Source organism: Staphylococcus auricularis, assembly GCF_001500315.1.
GTDB lineage: Bacteria > Bacillota > Bacilli > Staphylococcales > Staphylococcaceae > Staphylococcus > Staphylococcus auricularis.
The window spans coordinates 1-383 of sequence record NZ_LLER01000035.1 but is presented as its reverse complement, the minus strand read 5'-3'; the positions used below and the strand labels follow the sequence as shown (position 1 = coordinate 383).

Genomic DNA, 383 nt, shown 5'->3' with positions numbered 1-383 from the left:
GGTTCTTCTGGTTTACCCGGTTCTTCTGGTGTCTCTTTCAACTTGTAGATATAAGTAACATCAATATTACCTTTAACTACTTTACCAGTTTCTTCGTCACCATCTTGAACTTTTACAAGCACATACTCTTGACCATCTTTACCAGTGATTTCTTTCGGAATTTCAGTTCCGTTTTCGTTTGTATTGTATGTTTTACCAACTGGTGATTTCTCCGTATCCATTGTTGGATCTTTAATAACTTCTCCAGTCTCATTCACATAATGAACTGTTACTGTTCCTGCTGGAACGTATGGTACTGGTGTGTCTTTTGTTGGATCATTTGGATCTTTTGGTGCTGGTGGTTCATATCCTTTTGTTGGATCGTTTGGATCTTTCGGTTTCAA

The 383-nt window shown here is 37.9% G+C and carries 1 protein-coding gene; it reads right to left on the bottom strand.

The window, feature by feature from the left end; genetic code table 11:
• Window positions 1–383, bottom strand: a 383-nt coding sequence (locus APS80_RS10375) for a MucBP domain-containing protein (protein WP_169791267.1), incomplete at both ends; no start/stop codon positions are given.